General features: G+C 68.8%; 16 protein-coding genes and 3 rRNA genes. 8 read left to right on the top strand and 11 right to left on the bottom strand.

Annotation, left to right across the window (positions count from 1 at the left end):
• Positions 1 to 40: 40 nt before the first annotated feature.
• The 9 genes from ACI1MP_RS29955 to ACI1MP_RS29915 form a co-directional block, all read right to left on the bottom strand.
• Positions 41 to 583 (bottom strand): FHA domain-containing protein, encoded by a 543-nt coding sequence (locus ACI1MP_RS29955; RefSeq protein WP_043908899.1) that lies wholly within the window; start codon positions 581 to 583, stop codon positions 41 to 43.
• Between the two features lie 502 nt (positions 584 to 1,085).
• On the bottom strand, positions 1,086 to 2,030 hold the full coding sequence (locus ACI1MP_RS29950; protein ID WP_404869909.1) for a DUF881 domain-containing protein: 945 nt from the start codon (positions 2,028 to 2,030) through the stop codon (positions 1,086 to 1,088).
• A gap of 10 nt (positions 2,031 to 2,040) precedes the next feature.
• Positions 2,041 to 2,373 (bottom strand): small basic family protein, encoded by a 333-nt coding sequence (locus ACI1MP_RS29945; protein WP_043908904.1) that lies wholly within the window; start codon positions 2,371 to 2,373, stop codon positions 2,041 to 2,043.
• Complete coding sequence (locus tag ACI1MP_RS29940; protein ID WP_380344263.1) at positions 2,370 to 3,404, bottom strand: DUF881 domain-containing protein; 1,035 nt, start codon at positions 3,402 to 3,404, stop codon at positions 2,370 to 2,372. Before ACI1MP_RS29940 ends, ACI1MP_RS29945 begins: the two co-directional genes overlap by 4 nt.
• Positions 3,405 to 3,529: 125 nt before the next feature.
• Positions 3,530 to 6,025, bottom strand: a complete 2,496-nt coding sequence (locus ACI1MP_RS29935) for a sugar phosphate nucleotidyltransferase (RefSeq protein ID WP_380344262.1) — start codon at positions 6,023 to 6,025, stop codon at positions 3,530 to 3,532.
• 125 nt (positions 6,026 to 6,150) lie between these two features.
• Positions 6,151 to 6,762 (bottom strand): CDP-alcohol phosphatidyltransferase family protein, encoded by a 612-nt coding sequence (locus tag ACI1MP_RS29930; RefSeq protein ID WP_189272793.1) that lies wholly within the window; start codon positions 6,760 to 6,762, stop codon positions 6,151 to 6,153.
• A gap of 100 nt (positions 6,763 to 6,862) precedes the next feature.
• A 5S ribosomal RNA gene (rrf, locus tag ACI1MP_RS29925) occupies positions 6,863 to 6,979 on the bottom strand.
• A gap of 97 nt (positions 6,980 to 7,076) precedes the next feature.
• Positions 7,077 to 10,182, bottom strand: a 23S ribosomal RNA gene (locus tag ACI1MP_RS29920).
• Positions 10,183 to 10,461: 279 nt separating this feature from the next.
• A 16S ribosomal RNA gene (locus ACI1MP_RS29915) occupies positions 10,462 to 11,978 on the bottom strand.
• The 16S, 23S and 5S rRNA genes sit together here, the layout of an rRNA operon.
• A 661-nt stretch (positions 11,979 to 12,639) precedes the next feature.
• On the opposite strand from ACI1MP_RS29915, the gene ACI1MP_RS29910 reads away from it, so the two are divergent.
• Entirely contained in the window at positions 12,640 to 13,089 is a 450-nt protein-coding gene (locus ACI1MP_RS29910) for a PTS glucose transporter subunit IIA (RefSeq protein WP_380343921.1), read from the top strand.
• Positions 13,090 to 13,118: 29 nt separating this feature from the next.
• Positions 13,119 to 14,789 (top strand): phosphoenolpyruvate--protein phosphotransferase, encoded by a 1,671-nt coding sequence (ptsP, locus tag ACI1MP_RS29905; RefSeq protein WP_404869908.1) that lies wholly within the window; start codon positions 13,119 to 13,121, stop codon positions 14,787 to 14,789.
• Between the two features lie 102 nt (positions 14,790 to 14,891).
• Here ptsP and ACI1MP_RS29900 read toward each other — a convergent pair whose 3' ends face one another.
• Entirely contained in the window at positions 14,892 to 16,937 is a 2,046-nt protein-coding gene (locus ACI1MP_RS29900) for an acetoacetate--CoA ligase (RefSeq protein WP_404869907.1), read from the bottom strand.
• Positions 16,938 to 17,183: 246 nt separating this feature from the next.
• Here ACI1MP_RS29900 and ACI1MP_RS29895 point away from each other — a divergent pair, with 246 nt between their 5' ends.
• On the top strand, positions 17,184 to 18,854 hold the full coding sequence (locus tag ACI1MP_RS29895) for a phytoene desaturase family protein (protein WP_404869906.1): 1,671 nt from the start codon (positions 17,184 to 17,186) through the stop codon (positions 18,852 to 18,854).
• 217 nt (positions 18,855 to 19,071) lie between these two features.
• On the opposite strand, the gene ACI1MP_RS29890 is transcribed toward ACI1MP_RS29895, so the two are convergent.
• Positions 19,072 to 19,635 (bottom strand): NUDIX domain-containing protein, encoded by a 564-nt coding sequence (locus ACI1MP_RS29890; protein WP_380343929.1) that lies wholly within the window; start codon positions 19,633 to 19,635, stop codon positions 19,072 to 19,074.
• A gap of 276 nt (positions 19,636 to 19,911) precedes the next feature.
• On the opposite strand from ACI1MP_RS29890, the gene ACI1MP_RS29885 reads away from it, so the two are divergent.
• From ACI1MP_RS29885 to ACI1MP_RS29865, 5 genes are all read left to right on the top strand, one after another.
• The gene (locus tag ACI1MP_RS29885) at positions 19,912 to 20,193 is read left to right on the top strand and encodes a hypothetical protein (protein ID WP_229848435.1); all 282 of its coding nucleotides are present in this window, start codon (positions 19,912 to 19,914) and stop codon (positions 20,191 to 20,193) included.
• A 246-nt stretch (positions 20,194 to 20,439) separates the two neighbouring features.
• Positions 20,440 to 21,426 carry a UbiA family prenyltransferase gene (locus ACI1MP_RS29880; protein ID WP_404869905.1) on the top strand — a complete coding sequence of 329 codons (987 nt, stop codon included), beginning with the start codon at positions 20,440 to 20,442 and terminating at the stop codon, positions 21,424 to 21,426.
• 35 nt (positions 21,427 to 21,461) lie between these two features.
• Entirely contained in the window at positions 21,462 to 23,123 is a 1,662-nt protein-coding gene (locus tag ACI1MP_RS29875) for a class I adenylate-forming enzyme family protein (RefSeq protein WP_404869904.1), read from the top strand.
• An 83-nt stretch (positions 23,124 to 23,206) separates the two neighbouring features.
• Positions 23,207 to 24,766: a protoporphyrinogen/coproporphyrinogen oxidase gene (locus ACI1MP_RS29870; RefSeq protein ID WP_404869903.1), complete on the top strand. Its 1,560-nt coding sequence runs from the start codon at positions 23,207 to 23,209 to the stop codon at positions 24,764 to 24,766.
• Complete coding sequence (locus ACI1MP_RS29865) at positions 24,766 to 25,584, top strand: class I SAM-dependent methyltransferase (RefSeq protein WP_404869902.1); 819 nt, start codon at positions 24,766 to 24,768, stop codon at positions 25,582 to 25,584. Before ACI1MP_RS29870 ends, ACI1MP_RS29865 begins: the two co-directional genes overlap by 1 nt.
• Positions 25,585 to 25,592 lie beyond the last annotated feature (8 nt).

The following is a 25,592-nucleotide window of genomic DNA, read 5'->3' as shown; positions in this document are numbered from 1 at the left end:
GGAGTCTGTGGGGTCACTCGGGCTCCAAACGGAGAAGTGGTCAGTACCCCCGGTGGTGACTGGCGAAGAACACCAGCCGGTACTTACCGATCTGCACCTCGTCGCCGTTGCTCAGCAGCACCTCGTCGATCCGCTCCCGGTTCACGTAGGTGCCGTTCAGGCTGCCCACGTCCGCGACCGAGAAGCCGCCGTCGGGCTGCCGACGGAACTCCACGTGCCGACGCGACACCGTCACGTCGTCCAGGAAGATGTCGCCCTGCGGGTGCCGACCCGCCGTGGTCACGTCCGAGTCCAGCAGGAACCGGCTGCCCGAGTTCGGGCCGCGCTGCACGATCAGCAGCGCCGAGCCCGGCGGCAGCGCGTCGATCGCCGCCATCACCTCGGCCGACAGCGTCGGCGTGGCGCCCGTCGACGTCGCGGTCGGGTCGTACGACTCGATGCCGGAGATCGAAATGGTCGACGTGGTCTCCGCCGCGCCCTCCGGGAAACCGCCGCCACGCAGCTGAGTACCGCAGTTCGAGCAGAACCGGGCCTGCGCCGGGTTCTGGTTCCCGCACCGCGGGCACGGGCTGGTGCCAGCCATGTTCACAGCCTCCTGGCGCGGCACACCCGACTGGGGGTGCCCGGCGTAGGTGTCCGGGGCAAACCCTCCACCGGAGGTTGAGGGTCCTGACGGGAAACCTATGCGCGGGTTGCCCGCGGAATCAACCGACGCGCCGTAACCCGCGTCGAACTGCCCGGTCGGCACGCCGGCCCCCTGGGTCACGTCCTCCCGGTACAGCGGACGCTGCCCGTCCGCCGACGAACGCATCGGCGGCACCCCGGCGTCGTCCTGCCGGTACTGGGCGGTCGGCGCCTCCGCCGCCTTCTTGTTACGGCCGAAAAGCTTCGAGAAAAAACTCACGGGCGAATCCCCTTGCGTGTGACAGAACCGCCCGCGGGGCAGGGTTCAGGGCTCGGTGTGGCGGTAAGCCCGGCATCCGGCCGGAAACTGACGATCGACAAGACCCAGTGTCGCCGACGCCCTGCGGGCACCCACCACCGGGGGCGACCCGCAGCTGACGAACCGTACGGAGCGCGCCCCGTCACTTCGCCGCCGGCTTGCCGTACTGCAACGGCCGCGGGGTGGCCAACGCGTCCACCACCACCTTCTGCTGCTGGACGATGGTCGCCCGCGCCTGCTGCTTCTCCAAGCTGCGCACCACACCACCGGGAATGTTCAGCGCCGGAGTCAGATCCTGCGGGTTGCCCACCACGGTGAAACGGAACGGCTGCGACACGTTCTTCCCGTCGATCCGCACACCGCCGCCCGACGCGTTGTCGGTGAAATACGTCCCGGCCACCACGCGCACGTCGTTGATCTGAATCGCCTCCGCCCCCGCCGCTCGGAGTTCCTGCAGGGTGTCCAGCAGCATATCCGCCTTCACCTGCCCTTGGGGATCATCGATCGTCAGTACGATCCCCGGACCGGCCGCCTTCTCCGTCCCCGCCAGCACGCCCAGCTCGGCCGCCTTCTTCCTGGTCTGCTCCTGCGCCTCCTTGGCCTGGTTGGACGAGTTCTCCAACTGCGCCAGGTTCTGCTCCAGCTGCGTCTTCTCGAACTGGAGACGCTGCTGGCGACCGTCCAGTTCGTCCAGGATCCGCACCAGGTCCTCCTGCCGCGCGCCGCGCAGCTGGCTGTGGTCGTTCGTCGACCGCACCTGGATCGCCAGCGCCAGCCCCAGCGCGAACAGCAGCAGCGCCACCACCAGTTGACCGCGGGACACCCGCGGCGGCCACAGCGCCGCCTTCAGCCGCTCACGCCCGTCCGACGGCAACGCCACCGGTATCGGGGCACTCTGACGGGCCGTCACCGGCTCCTCGACCACCGGCGCGGGCTCCACCGCCGGCTCGACGGGCTCCGGCTCGACGGGCTCCGGCTCCGGCACGACCTCGGGCTCGACGGCCTCCGGCTGCTCCGGCGCCTTCGGCTTCCCGGTCTCCGCCTCGCCCGGCTGCTCCGGCTCCTGCGGCTTCTTCTCCTCGCTCACAACCGATCCCCTAAGCCCTGAACACGTGCCGACGGATCGCCGCCGCATTCGAGAAGATCCGGATGCCCAGCACCACCACCACGCCGGTGGACAGCTGCGAACCCACGCCCAACTGGTCACCCAGGAACACGATCAGCGCCGCCACCACCACGTTCGACAGGAACGACACCACGAAGACCTTGTCGTCGAAGATCCCGTCCAGCATCGCCCGCACGCCGCCGAACACCGCGTCCAGCGCCGCCACCACCGCGATCGGCAGATACGGCACCACCGCGTTCGGCACCTCCGGCTGCACGAACACACCGACGACCACGCCGATCACGAGACCCAGTACGGCAATCACGGTGTAGCTGCTCCTGTTCCGGAGGGAGTGGACTTCACGGTCGAACGCGGGGACTTCGACGCCCCCGCCGACGGGGACGGCGACTTCGCGGCCTGCGACGACGACGGCGCGGGCGACTGCGACGGCCCGGGCGAAGGCTCCGGCGACGGCGTCCCGGCCACCCGCAGCGTCACGCCCAGCGCGGCCGGCAGCGTCAACGACTTCTGCGCGGACACCGTCGACCGGATCCCGTAGCTGTCCTGGATGACCTTCAGGTAGTGGCCGCCCTCGTTGTCCTGGAACGCCTGCGCCAGCCGCGGCCCGTCCCCGATCGCCAGCAGCGTGTACGGCGGCACCAGCGGCCGGTTGTCCACCAGGATCGCGTCACCGGCGGCCCGGATCGCCGACAGCGCCGTCAGCCGCTGCCCGTTCACGGACACCGCCTCCGCGCCCGCCAGCCACAGGCCGTTCACCGCGTACTGCAGGTCGTGGTCCTGGACCCGGCCCTTGTTGGCGAAGCCCTCCGCGTTCCGCGGGTCGCTCACATTGCCGCCGGAGCCGACGCCGGACGCCTCCTCGATCACCAGCTTGACCCCCGGCCCGGTGATCGCCCCGGTCCCGGCCTGCGCCGCCAGCTGCGCCACCCCGCCGTCGTCCCCCGACTGCAGGGCCTGCGCCTGCGCGTCCGCGACCCTGTCACGGTCCTTCTCGACCTGCCGCTGCAACGCGTCCGCCGCCTTGTTGGCGTCGTTCACCCGGCTCACCAGGGCGTCCCGCTCCTGCGCCAGGACCGGCGCCGCCTCCTGGGTGTTCACCGCCCCGACCGTCACCACCGTCGCCGCCAGCGCCAGCCCCAGGGCCAGCACCAGCCGCCCCTTCGCCGTCGCCGGCAGCCGCGACCGGCCCTCCGCCCCGCGCGCCCGGGCCGCCTCCGCGTACCCGTCGTCCAGCGAGTGGTCCATCACCGTGGTCAGCAGGGACATCGAGGCGTCCGGACGGCGGAACCGCCCGTTCGGGTCACTCGGCGTCGGCGTTGCTGGCATGCGCCACATCGTTTCACGACCGTACAGCGGCCCACGACCAGCCCCCGGGCCCGCAGGACCCTTTCGGCACACGATCGTGACAAACGACCGGAGGGGACGGACCCGCAGGCCCGCCCCCACCTAACGTCTCCGCACTACCTCCCGGCGCCGTCCACAACTGCGGCCCACTCGTCCAGCAGCCGCTCCGTCGCCTCGTCGTCCGGGCCCTCCGCCCACAGGTGCGTCACGGCCTCCGCCGGGTCCGGCAGGACCAGCGTCCACCTGCCGTCCGCCTCGACCACCCGCACCCCGTCCGTGGTGTCCAGCTTGCGGTTGCCCGCCGCCTCCACCACCGAACGCATCACCATGCCCTTCGCGGCCCACGGCGTCGCGATGTCCCGCTTCTGGATGTGCGCCTGCGGGATCCGCGCGTCGATCTGACTCAACGTCAGCTGCGTCCGCGCCACCAGGCCCACCAGCCGCACGAACGCCGCCGCGCCGTCCAGCACCCCGGAGAACTCCGGGACCACGAAACCGCCGCGCCCGTCGCCACCGAAGATCGTGCCGTCCGCCGCCGCAGCCTTCGCCAGGTCGTCCGGCGAGGTCGTCGTCCAGATCACCTGGGTGCCGTGGTACGCCGCCACCTGCTCGGCGATCCGCGTCGTCGTCACCGGCAGCGCCACCTGCCCGGCCCGCCGCTCCGCCGCCACCAGGTCCAGCAGCACCAGCAGCGCCCGGTCGTCCTCGATCACCCGGCCCTGCTCGTCCACGAAGGACACCCGCTCGCCGACCGGGTCGAACCGCACTCCGAACGCGGCCCGCGAGGACGCCACCAGCTCGCCCAGCCTGGCCAGCGCCGCCCGCCGCTCGTCCGCGCCCTCCGTCGGCCGCGCCTCGTCCAGGCCGCCGGCCACCGTCAGGGTCTCCACCCCGAGCCGGCCCAGGATGCTCGGCAGCACCAGCCCCGCACTGCCGTGCGCGGCGTCCACCACCACCTTCAGCCCGGCCTCCCGCACCCCGGTGGTGTCCACCTCCCGCAGCAGGTTCGTCGCGTACGAGTCGAACACGCTCGCCGGGTGCAGCAGGTCGCCGATCTCGCCCGGGAACGCCCGCCGGAACTCCTGCCGCGCGTACACCCGGTCCAGCTTCCGCTGCCCGGCCTGCGACAGGTCCGCGCCGCGCTCGTCGAAGAACAGGATGTCCAGCGAGTCCGGCACCCCCGGCGTGGTCCGCAGGAAGATCCCGCCCGCACTCCCCCGCGCCGTCGCCTGCCGGGCCACCGGCATCGGCACGTTCTCCAAGTCCCGGACGTCGATCGCACTGGTCTGCAGCGCCGAGATCATCGCCCGCTTCAACGCCCGCGCACCCCGCGAGTGGTCTCGCGCGATGGTGACGGTGGCGCCCTTCTTCAGCGTCGTCGCGTACGCCCCCGCCAGCCGCACCGCCAGCTCCGGCGTGATCTCCACGTTCAGGATGCCCGACACCCCTCGCACCCCGAACAGGTGCTCCTGGCCGCGGGACTCCCAGATCACCGAGGTGTTGACGAACGCGCCGGCCTCGATCGTCTTGAACGGGTAGACCCGGACGTTGCCCGCGATGATCGACTCCTCGCCGATCAGGCACTCGTCACCGATCACCGCCCCCTCGTCGATCCGCGCCGCCTGCATCACGTCGGTGTTCTTCCCGACCACGCACCCGCGCAGATTCGACTGCGGCCCCACGTACACGTTGTCGTGCACCACCGCCTTGTGCAGGAACGCCCCGCGCTTCACGACCACGTTCGAGCCCAGCACGGTGTGCTCACGCAGCTCCACGCCGGCCTCGACCTTGGCGTAGTCACCGATGTACAGCGGCCCGCGCAGCACCGCCTCCGGGTCCACCTCGGCGCCCTCAGCCACCCACACGCCCGGCGAGATCTCGAACCCGTCGAGCTCGACCTGGACCTTCCCCTCCAGCACGTCCGCCTGGGCCTTCAGGTAGCTCTCGTGGGTGCCCACGTCCTCCCAGTAGCCCTCGGCGACATAGCCGAACACCGGCTTGCCCTCCTTGAGCAACTGCGGGAACACGTCGCTCGACCAGTCGACCGACTCCCCCGCGGCCACGTAGTCGAAGACCTCCGGCTCCATCACGTAGATACCGGTGTTCACGGTGTCCGAGAACACCTGCCCCCAGGTCGGCTTCTCCAGGAAGCGTTCGACCTTGCCCTCGTCGTCCGTGATGGTGATACCGAATTCCAACGGATTCGGCACCCGGGTCAGGCACACCGTCACCAGTGCGCCCTTCTCCCGGTGAAAGTCAATCAACCGGGAAAGATCGAAGTCGGTCAGTGCATCACCGGAGATCACCAGAAACGAGTCGTCCCGCAGCGCGTCCTCGGCGTTCTTGACGCTGCCGGCCGTTCCCAGCGGTGTTTCCTCGTTGGCATAGGTGAGGTGCATCCCCAGTTCCTCACCGTCGCCGAAGTAGTTCTTCACCAGCGACGCCAGGAACTGCACAGTCACCACGGTGTCAGTGAGGCCGTGCCGCTTCAGCAACCGCAGCACGTGCTCCATGATCGGCCGATTGGCGACCGGCAACAGCGGCTTGGGCATGCTGGAAGTCATCGGGCGGAGTCGAGTGCCCTCCCCGCCCGCCATCACAACGGCTTTCATTACGGGTGCGTCCTCCTTCGCGGTGGTGAACCCCTGCGGGTCCATCAAACCGGTCCGACGCATGTCTACCCGGAAGAAATGATCCGACTCACCGTGGAGGCCGTGTGAAACGTCTCAGGCTGATCTCAAACGGCAGCCGAACGCTCCGCCTGCAGGATCTGCCGAGCCTGCACGGCATACAAGGCGCCGGCCCACCAGTACAGCGTCGTCCCCCACCAGATGAACGCCCAACTCACGACCTTCGCAACCTGGTGCACCCACCCGTCGCCGACCCCCAGCAGCAGAAGCGGAAACGCGTACATCAGATTGAACGTGGCCGCCTTCCCCAGAAAGCTCACGTTCAACGGCCCGTAACCCGCCCGGTTCAGCCTCAGCAGCACCACCCCGACGAACGCCTCCCGGGCCACCAGCAACGCCGTCAGCCACCACGGCAGAATCTCCCGCCACGTCAGCCCCACCAGCGTCGACACGATGTACAGCCGGTCCGCCGCCGGATCCAGCAACTGCCCCAGCCGGCTGACCTGCCCCCACCGCCGAGCCAGCTTCCCGTCCAGGTAGTCGCTGACCCCACTCAGCATCAGGACGACAATCGCCCACCCGTCATTCTTCGGCCCCCCGAAGACCGGCCACAACACCAACCAGAGAAAGATCGGTACGCCCACCAGCCGAGCCATGCTCAGCAGATTGGGGATCGTAAGGACCCGGTCGGTCTGGACGCGCGTCTCCTGGACCTCCACTGTGCGGAGCCTCCTGTGGTACCAACGACAAGTGTGCGGAATTGACCTTACAACAGAAAAGCCCCCTGACATCCCGTCAGGGGGCTTCTCCAGAAAAATTGTTCGGCGGCGTCCTACTCTCCCACAGGGTCCCCCCTGCAGTACCATCGGCGCTGTGAGGCTTAGCTTCCGGGTTCGGAATGTAACCGGGCGTTTCCCTCACGCTATGACCACCGAAACACTATGAAACTGTCGAACCGGAACCCGCACACCCCACAAGGCGGGGCGGGATTCTGTTCGTGGTTTCAGAACCAACACAGTGGACGCGAGCAACTGAGGACAAGCCCTCGGCCTATTAGTACCGGTCAACTCCACCCCTCACAGGGCTTCCATATCCGGCCTATCAACCCAGTCGTCTACTGGGAGCCTTACCCTCTCAAGGAGGTGGGAGTGCTCATCTCGAAGCAGGCTTCCCGCTTAGATGCTTTCAGCGGTTATCCCTCCCGAACGTAGCCAACCAGCCATGCCCTTGGCAGGACAACTGGCACACCAGAGGTTCGTCCGTCCCGGTCCTCTCGTACTAGGGACAGCCCTTCTCAACACTCCTACGCGCACAGCGGATAGGGACCGAACTGTCTCACGACGTTCTAAACCCAGCTCGCGTACCGCTTTAATGGGCGAACAGCCCAACCCTTGGGACCTACTCCAGCCCCAGGATGCGACGAGCCGACATCGAGGTGCCAAACCATCCCGTCGATATGGACTCTTGGGGAAGATCAGCCTGTTATCCCCGGGGTACCTTTTATCCGTTGAGCGACGGCGCTTCCACAAGCCACCGCCGGATCACTAGTCCCTACTTTCGTACCTGCTCGACCCGTCAGTCTCACAGTCAAGCTCCCTTGTGCACTTACACTCAACACCTGATTGCCAACCAGGCTGAGGGAACCTTTGGGCGCCTCCGTTACTCTTTAGGAGGCAACCGCCCCAGTTAAACTACCCACCAGACACTGTCCCTGATCCGGATCACGGACCCAGGTTAGACATCCAGCACGACCAGAGTGGTATTTCAACGGCGACTCCACCATGACTGGCGTCACGGCTTCAAAGTCTCCCACCTATCCTACACAAGCCGAACCGAACACCAATATCAAGCTATAGTAAAGGTCCCGGGGTCTTTCCGTCCTGCTGCGCGAAACGAGCATCTTTACTCGTAATGCAATTTCACCGGGCCTGTGGTTGAGACAGTCGAGAAGTCGTTACGCCATTCGTGCAGGTCGGAACTTACCCGACAAGGAATTTCGCTACCTTAGGATGGTTATAGTTACCACCGCCGTTTACTGGCGCTTAAGTTCTCAGCTTCGCCCGACCGAAATCGGACTAACCGGTCCCCTTAACGTTCCAGCACCGGGCAGGCGTCAGTCCGTATACATCGCCTTACGGCTTCGCACGGACCTGTGTTTTTAGTAAACAGTCGCTTCTCGCTGGTCTCTGCGGCCACCACCAGCTCAAGGAGCAAGTCCCATCACCAGCAATGGCCCCCCTTCTCCCGAAGTTACGGGGGCATTTTGCCGAGTTCCTTAACCACAGTTCACCCGAACGCCTCGGTATTCTCTACCTGACCACCTGAGTCGGTTTGGGGTACGGGCCGCCATGAAACTCGCTAGAGGCTTTTCTCGACAGCATAGGATCATCCACTTCACCACAATCGGCTCGGCATCAGGTCTCAGACTATGTGTTGCGCGGATTTGCCTACGCAACGTCCTACACCCTTACCCCGGGACTACCACCGCCCGGGCTGGACTACCTTCCTGCGTCACCCCATCGCTCACCTACTGCAGACTTGGATCGGCGGCTCCACCACGTCCCATTGTCCGAAGACTCCGGGCCGGCTTCACGGCCTTAGCATCACCTGGTTCAGCGTTGGCGCTTCAAAGCGGGTACGGGAATATCAACCCGTTGTCCATCGACTACGCCTGTCGGCCTCGCCTTAGGTCCCGACTTACCCTGGGCAGATCAGCTTGACCCAGGAACCCTTGGTCAATCGGCGCAAGAGTTTCCCACTCTTGTATCGCTACTCATGCCTGCATTCTCACTCGTGAACCGTCCACAACTCGATTCCTCGGCTGCTTCACCCGGCACACGACGCTCCCCTACCCATCACAGCCTCCGTTGGGAGTATTGCTGCAATGACACGACTTCGGTGATGTGCTTGAGCCCCGCTACATTGTCGGCGCGGAATCACTTGACCAGTGAGCTATTACGCACTCTTTCAAGGGTGGCTGCTTCTAAGCCAACCTCCTGGTTGTCTCTGCGACTCCACATCCTTTCCCACTTAGCACACGCTTAGGGACCTTAGTCGGTGTTCTGGGCTGTTTCCCTCTCGACCATGGAGCTTATCCCCCACAGTCTCACTGCCGTGCTCTCACTTACCGGCATTCGGAGTTTGGCTAAGGTCAGTAACCCGGTGAGGCCCATCGCCTATCCAGTGCTCTACCTCCGGCAAGAAACACACGACGCTGCACCTAAATGCATTTCGGGGAGAACCAGCTATCACGGAGTTTGATTGGCCTTTCACCCCTAACCACAGGTCATCCCCCAGGTTTTCAACCCTGGTGGGTTCGGTCCTCCACACGGTCTTACCCGCGCTTCAACCTGCCCATGGCTAGATCACTCCGCTTCGGGTCTTGGGCATGCAACTCAAACGCCCTGTTCGGACTCGCTTTCGCTACGGCTACCCCACACGGGTTAACCTCGCTACACACCGCAAACTCGCAGGCTCATTCTTCAAAAGGCACGCAGTCACAGCCCGAAGGCTGCCCCCACGGCTTGTAGGCACACGGTTTCAGGTACTATTTCACTCCGCTCCCGCGGTACTTTTCACCATTCCCTCACGGTACTATCCGCTATCGGTCACCAGGGAATATTTAGGCTTAGCGGGTGGTCCCGCCAGATTCACACGGGATTTCTCGGGCCCCGTGCTACTTGGGAGAAGCTCAAGCGAGCCGTACAGATTTCGTCTACGGGGGTCTTACCCTCTACGCCGGACCTTTCGCATGTCCTTCGACTACCCATACGGTTTCTGACTCGCCCAGCCGCCGGCAGACGACTGAAGAACTTTCCCACAACCCCAACATGGCAACCCCTGCCGGGTCTCACACCATGCCGGTTTGGCCTCATCCGGTTTCGCTCGCCACTACTCCCGGAATCACGGTTGTTTTCTCTTCCTGCGGGTACTGAGATGTTTCACTTCCCCGCGTTCCCTCCACACTGCCTATGTGTTCAGCAGCGGGTGACAGCCCATGACGACTGCCGGGTTTCCCCATTCGGACACCCCCGGATCAAAGCTCGGTTGACAGCTCCCCGGGGCCTATCGCGGCCTCCCACGTCCTTCATCGGTTCCTGGTGCCAAGGCATCCACCGTGCGCCCTTAAAAACTTGGCCACAGATGCTCGCGTCCACTGTGCAGTTCTCAAACAACGACCAGACACCCAAACTCGGCAACCCTTGCGGGCGCCTCGCATGAGGCCGGCATCCCAGAAGAAACGATCACTCGTTCCCTCAGGACCCAACAACGTGCCCGACACACCCGACTCCGAACCCGCGTTCCACACCCCGAGGGGCAGTACTTGCGGTCATCACCGTGTGTGCCGAATAGTCAACGTTCCACCCATGAGCAACCAATCCGAGACGTTCGCTCGGATCTGGCTATGTGCTCCTTAGAAAGGAGGTGATCCAGCCGCACCTTCCGGTACGGCTACCTTGTTACGACTTCGTCCCAATCGCTGGTCCCACCTTCGACGGCTCCTCCCCTTACGGGTTAGGCCACCGGCTTCGGGTGTTACCGACTTTCGTGACGTGACGGGCGGTGTGTACAAGGCCCGGGAACGTATTCACCGCAGCATGCTGATCTGCGATTACTAGCAACTCCAACTTCATGGGGTCGAGTTGCAGACCCCAATCCGAACTGAGACCGGCTTTTTGGGATTCGCTCCGCCTCACGGCATCGCAGCCCTTTGTACCGGCCATTGTAGCACGTGTGCAGCCCAAGACATAAGGGGCATGATGATTTGACGTCGTCCCCACCTTCCTCCGAGTTGACCCCGGCAGTCTCCTGTGAGTCCCCGACATTACTCGCTGGCAACACAGAACAAGGGTTGCGCTCGTTGCGGGACTTAACCCAACATCTCACGACACGAGCTGACGACAACCATGCACCACCTGTACACCGACCACAAGGGAGCTGATATCTCTACCAGTTTCCGGTGTATGTCAAGCCTTGGTAAGGTTCTTCGCGTTGCGTCGAATTAAGCCACATGCTCCGCTGCTTGTGCGGGCCCCCGTCAATTCCTTTGAGTTTTAGCCTTGCGGCCGTACTCCCCAGGCGGGGAACTTAATGCGTTAGCTGCGGCACCGACGACGTGGAATGTCGCCAACACCTAGTTCCCAACGTTTACGGCGTGGACTACCAGGGTATCTAATCCTGTTCGCTCCCCACGCTTTCGCTCCTCAGCGTCAGTAATGGCCCAGAGATCCGCCTTCGCCACCGGTGTTCCTCCTGATATCTGCGCATTTCACCGCTACACCAGGAATTCCGATCTCCCCTACCACACTCTAGCCTGCCCGTATCGAATGCAGACCCGGGGTTAAGCCCCGGGCTTTCACATCCGACGCGACAGGCCGCCTACGAGCTCTTTACGCCCAATAATTCCGGACAACGCTCGCACCCTACGTATTACCGCGGCTGCTGGCACGTAGTTAGCCGGTGCTTCTTCTGCAGGTACCGTCACTTGCGCTTCTTCCCTGCTGAAAGAGGTTTACAACCCGAAGGCCGTCATCCCTCACGCGGCGTCGCTGCATCAGGCTTTCGCCCATTGTGCAATATTCCCCACTGCTGCCTCCCGTAGGAGTCTGGGCCGTGTCTCAGTCCCAGTGTGGCCGGTCGCCCTCTCAGGCCGGCTACCCGTCGTCGCCTTGGTAGGCCATTACCCCACCAACAAGCTGATAGGCCGCGGGATCATCCTGCACCGCCGGAGCTTTCCACCCACTCCCATGCAGGAGCAGGTCATATCCGGTATTAGACCTCGTTTCCAAGGCTTGTCCCAGAGTGCAGGGCAGATTTCCCACGTGTTACTCACCCGTTCGCCACTGATCCACCCCGAAGGGCTTCACCGTTCGACTTGCATGTGTTAAGCACGCCGCCAGCGTTCGTCCTGAGCCAGGATCAAACTCTCCGTGAATGCTTCCACGAAAGAGCGGCACAGCAACCACCGGAATAAGGTGGCCCTGCGCACTGCGTCCTCGCTAGTGATACTTCATAAAGGAATCTCCAACCGATCCAGAAGGACCGGCCGGGGATGTCAACATATCTGGCGTTGACTTTTGGCACGCTGTTGAGTTCTCAAGGAACGGACACTTCCTTTGAGCCGCATTCCTGCGAACCCTCCGGGCGCTTCGTTCGTGTTTCGAGCTTATCAGACCGTTTCCTCGGCGTTGACCGCGGCTTTACGTTCTCGACTTGCTCTGTTTACCGCCGTTGCGCGGCGACCTGAGCAACGATAGCGGGTCGGCGGTCGAGCGCCTAATCGAGCCGGGATGGATCACTCGGACGGCAGCGATCTGCCCGTGCGGGCAGGGCCGAGGGGGGCCTACCCGGATGCCGTAGAGTGCGGCGCGTTGGCCAAGAGGACTAGACCACTTGGGGGTGGACGACCCGGGGGGGAGGGGGCGCGACGGTCGGTTCGTGTGCGGCGGGGTCGACGTCGGGATCGATCTTCACTCGGGCGACTCGTGGGCGTTACGTCATGAAATGTCCGAGTTGACGTAATTTGGGTTCAGTCGATCACCGGGCCGCTGCCTCGCGGCCGCACGCGATGTACTCCGTACCTGGGAGGCTCCACCATGACCACTGTGACGTCGCCGCTCGCCGGACGTGCTGTCGGCCTCGCCAATGTGCCCGACCCGGTGTTCGCGGGAGCGATGGTGGGACCGGGGACGGCGATCGATCCGCTGCGGGAGCCGATCGAGGCGGTGTCGCCGGTGGACGGGCAGGTGGTGTCGATGCACCCGCACGCATTCGTGGTGATGGACGAGAACGGGCACGGGGTGCTGACGCATCTGGGGATCGACACCGTGCAGCTGAATGGGGAGGGGTTCGAGCTGCTCGTGCACAAGGGGGACCGGGTGAAGCGGGGGCAGCCGGTGATCAAGTGGAATCCGGCCGTGGTCGAGGCTGCGGGGAAGTCGCCGATCTCGCCGATCGTGGCGTTGGAGGCGTCCGCGGAGCAGCTGAGCGGGGTGGCGGAGTCCGGCGAGGTCACGGCCGGCGGCGAGCTGTTCGTCTGGAACTGACGGCGACGACGGACGAAAGGGTTCGGGCCATGGAGCGGATGCTGCGCGGTGTGGGCGTGAGTCATGGGGTCGCCGTCGGGCCGGTGCGGCACATGGGGACGGCGGTGCTGGAGCCGCCGTCCACGCAGATCTCGACGGCGGAGGCGCCGCGGGAGCAGGCCCGGGCGCAGGCCGCGGTGGAGGCGGTGGCGGCGGATCTGAACGCGCGCGGGAATCTGGCGGGCGGTGAGGCGCAGGCGGTGCTGGAGGCCCAGGCGCTGATGGCGCAGGATCCGGAGCTGATCGCGGATGTGAATCGGCGGATCTCGGAGGGCAACAGCGCGGAGCGCGGGGTGTACGACGCGTTCGCGGCGTACCGGACCCTGTTGGCCGCGGCGGGCGAGTACCTGGCGGGGCGGGTCGCGGACCTGGACGACGTGCGGAACCGGATCGTGGCGCGGCTGTTGGGCGTGCCGATGCCGGGGGTGCCGGACAGTGATGAGCCGTACGTGTTGCTGGCGCGGGACTTGGCGCCGGCGGACACGGCGCTGCTGGATCCGTCGCTGGTGCTGGGGTTCGTGACCGAGGAGGGTGGGCCGACCTCGCACAGCGCGATTCTGGCGCGGGCACTGGGGGTGCCGGCGGTGGTGGCGATGCCGCGGGCGACGGAGTTGGCGGAGGGGGTGGTGGTGGCGGTCGACGGGTCGACCGGTGAGGTGGTGGTGGAGCCGTCGGTGGAGCGGCAGGAGGAGCTGCGTCGACTTGCGGCGGAGCGGCAGGCCGCGTTGGCGGCGTCCTCGGGGCCGGGGCGGACGTCGGACGGGTTCATGGTGCCGTTGCTGGCGAACGTGGGTGGTCCGGCGGATTTGCCGGCGGCGTTGGAGCACGGGGCGGAGGGCGTCGGGCTGTTCCGGACGGAGTTCCTGTTCCTGGACGATTCGGCGAAGGCGCCGAGTGAGGACAAGCAGGTCCAGGCGTACCGGAAGGTGTTGGAGGCGTTCCCGGACGGCCGGGTGGTGGTCCGGGTGCTGGATGCGGGGGCGGACAAGCCGCTGGACTTCCTGACTCCTGCGGACGAGCCGAATCCGGCGCTGGGGGTGCGGGGGCTGCGGTCGTTGCTGGAGCACCCGGAGGTGTTGCGTTCGCAGTTGCGGGCGTTGGCGCGGGCGGCGGAGGGGTTGTCGACGCGTCTGGAGGTGATGGCTCCGATGGTGGCGGACCGCGAGGATGCGCGGGCGTTCGCGGAGGCCTGCCGGGAGGCGCGGTTGGACGCCAAGTACGGGGCGATGGTGGAGATTCCGTCGGCCGCTCTGCGGGCGGGATCGCTGCTGCGGGAGGTGGAGTTCCTGTCGCTGGGGACGAACGACCTGGCGCAGTACGCGTTCGCGGCGGACCGGCAGGTGGGTTCGCTGGCGCGGCTGCAGGATCCGTGGCAGCCGGCGCTGCTGGATCTGATCGCGTCGGCCGCGGAGGCGGCGACGGCGGCCGGGAAGAGCTGCGGGGTGTGCGGGGAGGCGGCGTCGGACCCGCTGCTGGCGTGCGTGCTGACGGGCCTCGGAGTGACCAGTCTGTCGATGGGGGCGGCGGCGATCCCGTACGTGCGGTCGGCCTTGGCGCAGGCGTCGCTGGTGGAGTGCCGGCAGGCGGCGGAGGCGGCGCGGGCGGCGGATTCCGCGGCGGAGGCCCGCACGGCGGCGCGGCAGGTGTTGTCCGGAGGGTAGGCGTCCGGACCTTCGACTCCCGAGGGGTCGCTGCCACCGTGGGGGTTGGCGGCGGCCCCTCGGGGCCTTTCGGGGCCTTTCGAGGCCTTGAGGGCGGGTCGGTCAGTGCTTGCGGGTGGTGGCGAGCTGTTCGAAGAAGCGCAGGTGGTCGAGGTTGTCGACGGAGCCGGGGTTGACCGCCTTGGTGAGGGGGGTGCCGGCCAGCAGGCGCTTGACGGGGACTTCGAGTCGCTTGCCGGTGAGGGTGTGCGGCAGGCCCTGGACGGTGATCACCTCGTCGGGGACGTGACGCGGGGAGAGTTCGGTGCGCAGCGAGGTGCGGATCCGGCCGGTGAGGTCGTCGTCCAGGACGGCGCCGGGGGCGAGCACCACGAAGAGCGGCATCCAGTAGCCGCCGTCGGGCTCCTCCAGGCCGATGACCAGGGATTCGGCGATCTCGGGGAGGCGTTCGACGACCTCGTAGATGTCGGCGGAGCCCATCCGGACGCCCTGCCGGTTGAGGGTGGAGTCGGAGCGGCCGTGGATGACGATGGTGCCGCGGTCGGTGGCGGTGATCCAGTCGCCGTGGCGCCAGATGCCGGGGTAGGTGTCGAAGTAGCTGTCGTGGTAGCGGACGCCGTCGGGGTCGTTCCAGAAGCCGGTCGGCATGGACGGGAGCGGCTTGGTGACGACGAGTTCGCCGACCGCGTCGGTGAGGGGGTGGCCGGCGGGGTCCCAGGACTCGACGGCGGCGCCGAGGCAGGGGGCCTGGATCTCGCCGAGGTGCACGGGGAGGGTGGGGACGCCGCCGACGAAGCAGGAGCAGACGTCGGTGCCACCGCTGACGGAGGCGAGCCAGACGTCCGGCTTGACCTCGTCGTAGATCCACTGGAAGCCGTCGGGCGGGAGCGGGGAGCCGGTGGTGCCGATGCAGCGGACGGCGGACAGGTCGAGGTCGCGTCCGGGGTGCAGGTCGGCCTTGCGGCTGGCGATGACGTAGGCGGCGGAGGTGCCGAGGACGGTGGCGCGGGTGCGGGCGGCGACCGACCAGAGGGCGCCGGTGTCGGGGTGCCCGGGGCTGCCGTCGTAGGTGACGATCGTGGTTCCGGTGAGCAGGCCGGCGAGGAGGAAGTTCCACATCATCCAGCCGGTGGAGGTGTACCAGAGGAAGCGGTCGTCCGGGCCGAGGTCGAGGTGGAGGGCGGCCTGCTTGAGGTGTTCGACCAGGATGCCGCCCTGGCTCTGCACGATGGCCTTGGGGAGGCCGGTGGTGCCGGAGGAGTAGAGCACCCAGAGCGGGTGGTCGAACGGGACGGGTTCGAAGACCGGCGCGGTGTCTGCGGCGACCAGGTCGTCGTAGTGCAGGGTGCCGTCGGGGGCGGGGGTGCCGAGCAACGGGATGTGGACGACCGTGCGGAGGGTGGGGAGTTCGCGGCGGATCTCGGCGACCACCTCGGTGCGGTCGTGGTTCTTGCCGCCGTAGTGGTAGCCGTCGACGGCGAACAGGACGGTCGGCTCGATCTGCTGTAGGCGGTCGAGGACGCTGCGGGCACCGAAGTCGGGGGCGCAGCTGGTCCAGGTCGCGCCGACGGCGGCGGTGGCGAGCAGGGCGACGGCAGCCTGCGGGATGTTCGGCAGGTAAGCGCTTACCCGGTCGCCCGGGCGGACGCCGTTGGCGCGCAGGGCGGCGGCCAACGAGCCGACCTGGCAGCGCAGTTCGGACCAGCTGGTGGCGACGGGCTCGGCGGTGCGCTCGTCGAGGTGGAGGATCGCCGGGCGGTCGGCGTTGGCCGGGTCCTCGGCGGCGCGCAGGGCGTGCTCGGCGTAGTTGAGGGTGGCGCCCGGGAACCAGTCCGCGCCCGGCATGGTGGCCGGCTCGGCGAGGACGGCGGTGGGACGGGTGTGGAAGCGCACGTCGAAGTACTCGGTGACGGCGGTCCAGAAGCGCGGGAGGTCCTCGACGGACCAGCGGTGGAGGTCCGCGTAGCGGGTGGCGGCCTCGGTGTCGGTGGCGACCGGTGCGAGCGGGGCGGCGGGGGCGCCGTGGTGCTCGGCGGCCCAGCGCTGGAAGGCGACCAGCCGGCTGGCGGCGGCGCGGGCGGGGTCCGGACGCCAGAGCGGCTCGGGGTGCGGGGGCTGCTGGTCCTGGGGGGTCGGAGGGGTGCTCACGTGATGATCTCCAGGCCGGTGGGGGGACGGCTGGGCTTGTGGCGGGCCGTCCGTGGGGTGCTGACGGTGCTGACCATGCCACGTGATCGTCCGGGGGTCCAGGGTTCGCCCTGGTGGTGGACAGTCCAGGGGTCGATGTGACGGTCGTGGGTGGTGGGAGCTGCGATGTCGGTGCGCGGCGAGAGGCCGGCGGTGGGGTCTGCACGGTGGGTGGTGGGCGGCGCCAGCGGGTGGTAGGACGGCGGGATGACGGTGGCTTATGACGTGGTGATCGTGGGTGGCGGGCACAACGGGCTGGTGGCGGCCGGGTACTTGGGGCGTGCCGGATTGCGGGTGCTGGTGCTGGAGCGGCTCGGGCACGTGGGTGGGGCGGCGGTCTCGGAGCGGGCGTTCCCCGGGGTGGACGCGCGGCTGTCGCGCTACTCGTACCTGGTGAGTCTGCTGCCGCGACGGATTCTCGCGGAGCTGGGCGTACGGGTGGAGCTGCGGCGTCGGCGGATCTCCTCCTACACGCCGTGGGAGCGGGACGGGCGGTCCGGCGGGCTGCTGGTGGATGCCTCGGACGGGCGGCGGACGGCCGAGTCGTTCCGCGAACTGACGGGTGGAGAACGGGAGTTCGCTGCCTGGCAGGAGTTCTACGGGATGACCGGGCGGGTGGCGCAGCGGGTGTTCCCCTCGCTGACGGAGCCGCTGCCGTCGCGGGCGGAACTGCGAGCGCGGGTGGACGATCCGGTGGCCTGGGCGGAGTTGTTCGAGCGGCCGTTGGGCGAGTCGCTGGAGCGGCGGTTCACGGACGACGTGGTGCGGGGCGTGGTGCTGACGGACGCCCTGATCGGGACGTTCACCCATGCGCATGATCCCTCGCTGCGACAGAACCGGTGCTTCCTGTACCACGTGATCGGCGGCGGCACGGGCGACTGGGACGTGCCGGTGGGCGGCATGGGCGCGGTGACGGGTGCGCTGGCGGAGGCGGCCCGGGCGGGTGGGGCGGAGTTCCGGACGGGGTGCGAGGTCGTCGCGGTGGACCCGGGCGGGCCGGGGCGGCCGGCCGAGGTCGGGTACCTGGACGCGGACGGGGTGGAGCGGCAGGTCGGGGCGCGGTGGGTGCTGTGCAACGCGGCACCGGTGGAGCTTGCGCGCCTGCTGGGTGCGGGCGGCGGGGCGGCGGCCGGGGTTGGGGCGGGGGCCGGATCTGGGGTCGCTGCCGGAGCCGGGACCGGGGTGGCGGGTGGTGAGGGTGGTCCGGAGGGGGCGCAGCTGAAGGTCAACATGCTGCTTCGTCGGCTTCCCCGGCTGCGGGACCAGGCGGTGGACGTGCGGGACGCCTTCGGGGGGACGTTCCACATCGCTGAGTCGTACCGGGAGTTGGAAAACGCTTACCGAGCGGCTTCGGCGGGCCGGCTCCCCTCCCCCGCGCCGTCCGAGATCTACTGCCACTCGCTGGCGGACCGCTCCATCCTGGGCCCGGACGTGCCGGCCGACTGGCACACGCTGACACTGTTCGGTCTGCACCTGCCGGCGCGGCTGTTCGTCGGCGATCCGGACGGGGCGCGGCAGACCGCACTGGAGGGAGTCCTGGCCGCGCTCGACGCGGTGCTGGCGGAACCGCTCGCGGACTGCCTGGCCGTCGATGCGGACGGTCGGCCGTGCTTGGAGGTACGGAGCCCATTGGACCTGGAGGCCGATCTCCGGCTGCCGGGCGGCAACATCTTCCACCGGGATCTGGCGTTCCCGTTCCGGGTTGAGGGCGAGGACGGGACCGGGGGCGTGGGCGCGGGCCTGGCGGAAGGGGCCGGCCGGTGGGGCGTGGAGACCTCGGCGGCTCGGGTCCTGTTGTGCGGGGCCGGAGCGGTGCGGGGTGGTGGGGTCAGCGGGATTCCGGGACACAACGCGGCCATGGCGGTGCTGGGGAGGTAGGCGCGGGGCGGGTGGGGCGACGGGGACGGCGGCAGGAGGGAAAGCGCTTACCGACTGGCTCGACCGTTTCCAAGTCGCCGAACGGTAAGCGCTTTCCGGCCGGTCCGGTCGCTCTCCGGTCCGCCGAACGGTAAGCGCTTTCCCTCTCCCCCTGCTGCCTGCTCCCCCTGCTGCCTGCTCCCGCTGCTGTCTACTCCCCTTGCTGCCTGCTCCCCCGCTACCGCGAGCTCAGCGGGTGGGTGAACTCCCCGTTGAACCAGGAGCGGGCGACGCGGGTGTGGAAGGGGAAGGCCAACGGGGTGTCGGCGGTGGCGAGTTGCCAGCCCTCGGTCTCGTCGGTGGGGACGGACGGGGGGAGGTCGGCGAGGTTGCGGGCCGGGAGGAGAGCGAACAGGCAGAGGAAGCCGCCGCGGGTGTCGGAGTCGGTGGAGACCAGGCGGGCGTCGGCGGCGTCGGCCAGGATGCCGGTCTCCTCCCGCAGTTCCCGGACGGCGGCCTGCTGCCAGCTCTCGCCGAAGTCGACGTAGCCGCCGGGGAGGGCGAGTTCGCCGCAGCCGGGTTCGATGGTGCGGCGGATGACGGTGAGCCGGGTGTCCCCGTCGGGGTGGTGGATCGGGAGCAGTGCGACGGTGACCGGGAGCGGGTTGCGGTAGCTGATCTCCTGGCAGCCGGGGCAACTGCGCGGCCAGGTCGCGGTGCCGGCCGGGTACGGCGTTCCGCACCAGTGGCAGTGCGTGTTCGGACCGAACAGGGCGGGGCGGGCGGACGGCTGGGTCGTCATGCAGGGATGGTAGTTCGATCGGGTGATGGGTCGGGCGCGAAGCCGGAAGCCGGACCCCACCGAGGGATGACAGCGGAGCCCGGGCTACCCGCTCTGCGGCGCGCGGTGGTGCGAGTCGGGCGGCCCGGCGGCGTCGCGCTCCCGCCGAGCGGGTGAATGGGGAGCATGCTGTTGGAATTCCGGCGTGCGGGCGCGATAGCGATGGGGCGGGCCCATGACAGACATGGGCGTTGAGCATGTTTAAGGATTATTGTGCGAGCAATTCTCGTTTCCCTGGTGGCTGCGGCCTCGGTGATCGGTCTGGCGGCTCCCGCCCCTGCGGCGCCGCGGGCGGCAAGCGGCGAGGTCGTGGTGTTCTCCACCGAGGCGCAGCCGCTGGACGTCTACCGCGACCCGTCCGGATGCCAGCAACTCCCCGCCATCGCCCATGTGTTGAACAATCAGACGGACCGCCCGGTGCAGGTGTACGGCAATCCGTTCTGCCTCGGCCCGTCGGTGACGGTTCAGCCCGGGCGCGGGACGCACGTGCCGGGCGGAGCGGGGAGCTTCTCCGCCTGATCGGGTGAATCGAAAATGCAGGCGGACGGGTGGCGGAATGGCCGCCCGTCCGCCTTTTGCGCTTATCACAGAAATACATCAACCCGGTGGCTCTGTGTCATCATGGTGGTCGCCGACTATTTCGCCTGTCGTGGCGAATTGGCGCGCCGTCAGCGCGGTCGGCTCGTTGTCTGAGGCCCCCCGGCGCACTGACGTTCCGGGGTTGCGGCCGCCATTGAGAGGACTGCTTCCGTGGAGCACGTCGCTGTGTCCGCTGCCGCTGGGGCGGCAACCGCCCGCGGGTCGGCCCCGGCCGCCTGGCGGGCGTACGCCAGGCTGGCCAAACTCGACATCTACGACTACTACTTGAGCGTCCCGCTGGTGGCCGCGATGGTGGTGGCAATGGGATCGGATGCGGGGGCCGGAACGGGCGTCGGCAGCACGCTGGCGGTGCTGGTGCTGTTCCTCGGCGGCGAGGTCGCGATGAGTGCGGCGATGTGCACCTTCGACGACGTGACCGGCTACCGGGACGGCAGCGACGCGGTGAACTACGGGCCGGACGCGCCGGCCCGCCGACTGGCTCGAAAGCCCTTGGTGGCAGGCACGTTGACGGAGCCGCAGGCGATCAGGTTCGGCTGGGCGACGGTGGCGGCGTGCGTGCTGTTCTGGCTGGCGGCGGTCGCGCTGGCGCCGACCCGGCCGGCCTGGGCGGTGGCCGGGGTGGTCACGCTGGCGGTGTGCGGATTCCAGTACTCGTGGTGGCTGCGGATCAGCTACAACGGCTTCCAGGAGTTCTTCCTCGCCGCCCTCGGCTGGCTCTTCGTGCTGCCCCTGTACGGTCTGCTGACCGGTCGGTTCGACGGCTTCGTCGCGGTGCAGGCGCTGGTGTTCGGGCTGGGTCCGCTGCTGTTCGGCGTGTACTCCAACACCAATGACATCCCGGGCGACCGGGCGGTCGGCCGCAAGACGGTCGCGGTGCTGGCGTCGCCGCGCGGCAACTCCTGGTTCGTGGCCGGGTGTTCGGCGTTGGAGGCGGTGCTGCTGGTGGGTTCGGCGGTCGCCGGGATCGCGCCGTGGTGGTTCCCGCTGGTGATGGCCCCGGTGATGGCGTTGCGGGCCCGGCAGTGGGTGCTGGGCTTCGTCCGGGGTGACATCCTGATCGCACGCCGACTGGGCATCCGCCTGCACCGGCTGTGCTGCGCACTGCTGGTGGGTGTGGACCTGGCGGTGGCGGTGTTCGGCGGCGGGCTGTGACGGGGCCGGGCCGGGCGACCCGGCGCGGTGCCGGCGTGGCGTCCCTGGTTCGGCGGCTGCCGCTCGACCTGGGTCCGCTCTTCGACACGCTGGCCGAGCAACGCCCTTCGGTGGACGTCCGGTTGGGGCGTCCGCTGGACCTGGCGCCGGACGGTGGCAGCTGCTGGAACACCGCCGGACTGGCCGAGTTGGTACGGGAGACCGCGGGCTGGCTGGCGGCCGCGGGGGCACGTCCGGGGTCGTCGGTGGCGATCGTGAAGCGCAACCACTGGGACTACGTGCTGCTGGCGTCCGCGGCGGCCCGGCTCGGCGCGGTGCCGGCGCTGCTGTCCGACCGGGTCGCGCCGGACGGGCTGGTCGCGCTGCTGCACCGGCTGCGCCCGGACGTGCTGGTCACCCAGCGGGACGTCCTGGCGGGTGCCCGGGCGGCCGGGCACGACCTCGACAAGCTGGCCGTCCGAACGGTGTGCCTGGACGGGCCCGCCGAGGGGGCGTTGACGCCGGACGACCTGCGCGGCGGGGCGGTCCCGCCGGTGCACTCGCGCGGGGACGACGAGCCGCTGGCGATCATTCACACCTCGGGCACCACCGGGGTGCCCAAGCTGGTGGTGCACTCCAGCCGGACGTTGATCCGGCGGCTGTCCGCGTTCGAGGCACGCCCGTGGCCGGTGCTGTCGGTGCGCGGCGACGACACCGTCGCCAGCGCGATCTCCTTCGCCCACGGCCGCGCCCTGACCTGGACCGTCAGCGCGTTCTGGCGCGCCCCGCGCACGGTGGCGCTGCTGCCGGACTCCGACCTGTCGACGGCCGCCGCGCTGCTGCGCAGCCACCCGCCGACCGTGCTGGAGGCGATGCCGTCCACCTATGTGCGGTGGCAGCAGTTGGCCGACGGCGGGGCGACGGGCACGGAGGCGGAACCGGCGACTTCTGCGGCGGCAGGGGCGAATCCGTTCCGGGATGTGCGGCTGTTCATCTCGACCTTCGATGCGATGCACCCGCCGACGGTGCGAGCCTTCCTGAACGCGAGTCAGCGGCGGCGGCCGTTGTGGATGCAGGGCTGGGGGCAGAGCGAGACCGGTCCGTTGAGCTTCCGGTTCCTGACTCGGAAAACGCTTTCCGCACCCACCGGCCGGCATCCGACCACGCGTGATCTGGGACGCCCGGTGCCCGGGTGGGTGCGGGTGAAGGTGGCCGATCCGGAGCGGCCCGGACGGTCGGTGCGGCGCGGTGAGACGGGCCTGCTGTACGCCCGGACCGGTGCGCTGTGCCTCGGCTACCTCGGCGAGCCGGAACGGTGGGCGCAGAAGGTCGACGGTCCATGGTTCAACACCGGCGACCTCGGGGTGCACACCCGGGACGGTCGGATCTTCGTGCTGGACCGGGAGGTGGACATGGTTCCCGGGCTGAGCTGCGTCGAGATCGAGGACGTGCTGCACGAGCGCCTGCCGGACGTCGAGGAAGCAGTACTGCTCTCGGTGGCGGACGGCCGCCCGCAGCCGGTGCTGGTCACCGCCGCAGGCGACCTCGACCCGCAGCGCTGGCGGGACGCCGTGCGTGATCTGCCGCCGCTGGCCGAGCCGTTGCTCGTTCCCTGGGAGGCGGTGCCGCGCACGGCCACCGGGAAGGTGCGGCGGCACGAACTGCGCGAACAGGTGCTGGCGGGGAGCTCGCCGATCGGAACGGGCCGGTGGACGTGAGCCGGCCGAGCTGAGCAGGCCGACGGGTCGGTGGGCGGCCTGGTCAGGTGGCGGGCCGGGTAGCGCGACGGGGTTGCGGGCGGATGGCGGAACGGATGGAGGAGTTGGGCGTGGACGAGCTCGATGTTGCGGTGGTCGGTGCGGGGATCGCGGGGTTGTCCGCGGCGCACCGACTGGCGGCCGCCGGGCGTGAGGTGCGGGTCTTCGAGGGTGCCGACCGGGTCGGCGGGCGGATGGCGTCCACCCGGGTGGACGGCTGGCTGCTCGACGAGGGTGCGGAGACCATCGCGGGCGCCGGGTACGAGGCGACCTGGGAGTTGATTCGCGCGGTCGGCATCCAGGAGTCGGAAGTGCCGGTGATCGAGCCGGGCTTCGCGCTCTGGCGGGGTGGCCGCGCGCACGCCCATCTGGGCCACCCGAAGGGCCTGTTGACGGGTGCCGGACTGTCCTGGCGGGGCCGGGCGGCGTGGCTGCGGTTCGCCGTGGAACTGGCCACGTCCTGGCGCGGCTTCGACCCGGACCGTCCGGAGACCGCGCCCAGCCGGGACCTGACCCTGAGCCAGTTCTGCGCCGGTTCCAGCGGGCGGGAGGAGCTGCTGGCGGCGATGCTGCAACCGCTTTCCAGTCACTGTTTCGGCTGGCGGCCGGAGAGCTCCGCGATCGCGCCGATGGTGGCCACGCTGATGTCGGTCGGCGGGGCCGGCGCCCGCTGGATGACCTACCGGGACGGCATGGACACCCTGGCCCGCCGCCTGGCGGAGCGCCTCCGGGTGGAGCTGGGCTCGCGCGTGGTGGCGGTCCGGGAGCTGCCCGGCGGGGCCGGTGCACGGCTGGAGTTCGCCGACGGTGCGCAGGTGGTGGCCCGGCAGGTGGTGCTGGCGGTGCCCGCGCCGCTGGCGCTGGAGCTGCACAGTGACGCCGCGGCGGACGCGCGACCGTACCTGGCGGCCAGCACCTACACGCCGATGCTCAAGGTCGCGTGCCTGCTGGACCGCCCGCTGCCGAGTCCGACCCGCTCTCCCAGCTACGCGCTGTCGGTACCGGAGAGCGAGAGCCGGCTGTGCACCGGCTTGATTCTCGACCACCTGAAGGCCGAGGGACGCGCCCCCGAGGGGCGGGGCCTGGCGAGCGTCTTCGCGTCCCCGTGGATCTCCCCCGAGCTGCTGGACCAGCCCGACGAACAGGTGGTGGAGACGGTCTGCGCGGAGGCCGAACGCTTCCTGCCGGGCCTGCGGGACGCCACCGTTCGCACACTGGTGCACCGGTTCCGGCTCGGCCTGCCGCAGGGTTCGCCGGCGGCGGTGCGGGAGCGGGCCGCGTTCCTGGCCCGGCCGACCCGGGCCGTGGAGTACGCCGGTGACTGGGTGATGCTCCGGCCGAGCAGCGAAGGCGCCGTCCGTTCGGGCAAGTTGGCGGCCGAGCGGGTGCTTGCGTTCGCGGCGGAGCGGTCGGGTGCGGTGTCAGGGTCGGTGGCGATGGCGGAGCCGGCCGGGCCGGTCTCGGTGCCCGGGCCTCGCACTCCGGAGTCGGATCAGGCCGCCTCGGAGGAGGCTGCAGTGACTGGTGCCGCGGCGTCGGAGGCTGCGGGGCCGGAAGATCTCCCGGCGGGCGACCGTGGCGGCGAGACGGCTGGGGCGGTCTGATGGCCGGGGCGGTGCGGGAGTCGGCGTCCGGGGGCGGTGGGCGCTCGTACCTGTTCGACAACGCCAGTGCGCATGCGCGTGGACAACACCGCTGCCTGGCCGGGTGGTTGGACCGGATCAGCATCGGCGAGCTGAGCCGGGTCGGGGTGCAGCCCGGGATGAGCTGCCTGGACGTGGGGGCCGGAGCCGGCAGCATTGCGGTCTGGCTCGCGGATCAAGTCGGGCCCGGTGGTGCGGTGTTGGCCACGGACCTGGTTCCGCTGCCGATGGCCGACCGGCCCGCGTTGACGGTGCTTCGCCACGACGTGGTGCGGGACGCCCTGCCGGAGGTCGCGTTCGACCTGGTGCACGTCCGGCTGGTGCTGTCCCACCTGCCGGAGCGGGAGGCCGTGTTGGCGCGCCTGTTCGCGGCCCTGCGGCCGGGCGGCGTGCTGCATCTGCTGGAGTTCGACGCCGAGTACGCGCCGGTCCTGACCGTCCCGGACGAGCGGGCCGGTGACCTCTACCGGCGGTACCAGCAGGCCAAGTTGCGAGCCTTCCGGACGCGCGGGTCGGAACAGGGGTGGGGTCGGAAGTGCGCCGCGGCGATGGTGCGCGCCGGTTTCGTCGGTGTGGAGGCGTCGCCGCATCTGGACACGCTCGGGCCGGGCACGCCGCAGTTGGAGATGCAGGTGCACAACACCTGGCACCTGCGTGAAGCCCTGCTGCGAGAGGGCCTGACGGACGACGAACTCGCCGAGCTGCGCGCCCTGTTCACCGATCCGATGTTCCGGGCCTGCTCGAACGTGGTGTACGCGGTGCACGGCCGCAGGCCGTGACGGTGGGG

The organism is Kitasatospora griseola, from assembly GCF_044999035.1.
GTDB lineage: Bacteria > Actinomycetota > Actinomycetes > Streptomycetales > Streptomycetaceae > Kitasatospora > Kitasatospora griseola.
This window is presented reverse-complemented; position numbering and strand designations above follow the sequence as displayed.